The sequence below is a fragment of the Paraclostridium sp. MRS3W1 genome, assembly GCF_032465715.1.
Taxonomy (GTDB): Bacteria; Bacillota; Clostridia; order Peptostreptococcales; family Peptostreptococcaceae; genus Paraclostridium; species Paraclostridium dentum.
Window position 1 is genome coordinate 1 of sequence record NZ_JAWDJM010000075.1, and the last position, 2,631, is coordinate 2,631.

3 protein-coding genes are annotated in these 2,631 nt (G+C 29.5%); all 3 read left to right on the forward strand.

What is annotated here, in order from left to right; genetic code table 11:
- Nucleotides 1-76: 76 nt before the first annotated feature.
- On the forward strand, nucleotides 77-496 hold the full coding sequence (locus RWY47_RS05405; RefSeq protein WP_021429094.1) for a MarR family winged helix-turn-helix transcriptional regulator: 420 nt from the start codon (nucleotides 77-79) through the stop codon (nucleotides 494-496).
- A gap of 80 nt (nucleotides 497-576) precedes the next feature.
- Nucleotides 577-972 carry an HsmA family protein gene (locus RWY47_RS05410; protein WP_021428977.1) on the forward strand — a complete coding sequence of 132 codons (396 nt, stop codon included), beginning with the start codon at nucleotides 577-579 and terminating at the stop codon, nucleotides 970-972.
- 66 nt (nucleotides 973-1,038) lie between these two features.
- A partial coding sequence (locus RWY47_RS05415; RefSeq protein WP_316030266.1) for an ABC transporter substrate-binding protein occupies nucleotides 1,039-2,631 on the forward strand: 1,593 nt, incomplete at its 3' end.

Here is a 2,631-nt window from a genome sequence, read left to right on the forward strand (position 1 = left end):
ATATAATACATAAATAAATGTATTATATAAAGTATATAAAAGAAGCAATATATTTGTAAAGATGGAGGTAATTATAATGAGCGATTCATTTGAAATATTAATGTTAATAAAAGAGATATATTCAAGATCTATGAGCAAGATAGAGGCAGGATTATCTGAGAGTGGTTTAACACACCAGCAAATAATGGTATTAAAATTAGTTGCACACAATAAGGAAATAAATATAAGTCAAATTTGTAATGAAATGTATTTATCAAAAGGAACTGTATCTGGTATTGTTAATAGGCTTGAGCAAGCTGATTACATAAAAAAGGTGAAATATGATAATGATAAAAGGAATACTTATATACAATTTTCTACTAAAGGACTAGAGTTTGCAAAATATTTTAGAAGAAAATCAGAAGAAACTTTTGGAAACTTATTTGATAATTTAAATGAAGATGAAAGAACTGAAATCATTAAGTCATTAAATTTATTAAAAAATAAATTAAAATAATTGTTTGACAAAATATAATCCCGGGTATAAGATTATTATAACAAAATAGTTTGCATGCAAACTAATAAGGAGGAACAATTATGAGTTTTAAATTAATAGCGGCTATAACAGCTATAACATTAGCTTTAGTATTTTATACAATAGGTGTATTTAGTGAAAGAAAAGCTAAAGTTTTAAACAAAAATCATGTAATAACATTTTATTTAGGTTTAATTTGTGATACAACAGGTACTTTTTTAATGAGTCAAATTGCTAAATCAGGAGTTAGTGGTATTTCAGAAACTTCAGCAATGATACATGGTATAACAGGAACTATAGCAATATTATTAATGCTATTCCATGCAGTTTGGGCTACTTGGGTACTTTATAAAAATGATAAAGAAAAACAAAGGGTATTCCACAAGTTTAGTATATTTGTTTGGTGTGTATGGCTAATACCTTATGTAATAGGAGCAATAATAGGAATGTCACATTAATTTTTAGGAATTTTTATAGGCCCTCCTAAATATAATTATAAAAATAATTATATTTAGGAGGGTTTTATGGTTCATAGAAAAAGGTTATTAGCATTGTTAACTATATCAACAATAGGAATGTCTAGTTTAGCTGGGTGTACATCAAATCAAGGTACGACAGGATCAAATAATTCAGGTAAGGAAGCTGATCCATATAATGTGCTTGCAAATAAAAATGCAAGAATAGCTATAAATATGGCTATAGATAAACAGGAATTATGTGATGTTATATTAAATAATGGATCTGTTCCAGCTGATTACTTTGTACCTAATGAGTTAGCTATAAACAAAGATGGAAAAGACTATAGAGATGTTGCTGGGAAAATGGGATATTCTTATAATGGCGAAGAAGCTAAAAAGTACTGGGATAAAGCAAAAGAAGAAGTTGGATTTGGTACTGTAACTTTAGAGCTAGTAACTTTTGATAGTGATACAAGTAAGCGACAAGCTGAGTTTATGCAATCTGAGCTTCAAGAAAATTTACCTGGATTAACAATAAAAATCAAAACTCAACCATTTAAACAAAAAATAGAGTTAGAGCAAAAAGGTAAATTCCAATTAGCTTACGCAGGATGGGGAGCAGATTACCCAGACCCTCTAACATTTTTAGACACTATGATGAAGGGTGTAAGTTATGCATCTAATACAGGTTATAAAAGTGATGAATATAATAAATTAGTAAATGAAGCAAAAGCAATGCCAGAACAAAATGAAAGTTGGAAAAAATTTGCGGAAGCTGAAAAACTTATGCTAGATGATGCATATATTGCTCCATTAATTCAATCTGGTATAGCTTATATGCAAAAGGAATATGTAAGCGATATGTTTAAATTCCCTACAGTTCCATGGTCATATAAGTGGGCAGATGTTGATAAAGAGAAAAAACAATTAAACTTAATAAGTACTTCTGATATTCCAACTATAGACCCAAGTAAAGCTACAGATACTGTTTCATTTGAGGTAATGACTAATACTATGGAGGGATTAGTTAGAATAGACAAAGAAAACAAAGCTATACCAGGAATTGCAGAAAGCTGGCAAACATCTGAAGATGGATTAACATGGACATTTAAATTAAGAAAAGATGCTAAGTGGTCAAATGGGGATGAAGTTACTGCAAAAGACTTTGAATACTCATGGAAGAGAACTTTAAATCCAGAAACAGCATCGCAATATGGATTTATAATGCATGATATAGTTGGTGCAAAAGAGTACAATTTAGGAGAAAATAAAGATCCTGATTCTGTAGGAGTAAAAGCTATAGATGATTATACTTTAGAAGTGAAATTAGTAAGACCGGTTACTTATTTTGATAAATTAATGGCATTTGGAGTTTATTTACCTCAAAATCAAAAATTTGTTGAATCTCAAGGAGATACATTTGGAACAACAGCTAAGTCTACTTTATACAATGGACCATTTACATTAAGTGAATGGAAAATAGAAGATCATTATTCAATGACAAAGAATCCTACTTATTGGGATAATTCAGCTGTCAAATTAGATGAGATAAATACAAAGATAGTTAAAGATGCGAATTCAGCGCTTAATCTATATGAAACAGATGCAATAGATAGAGTAGGTGTTACATCTGAAAACGTTGTGTCTCTTATACACATT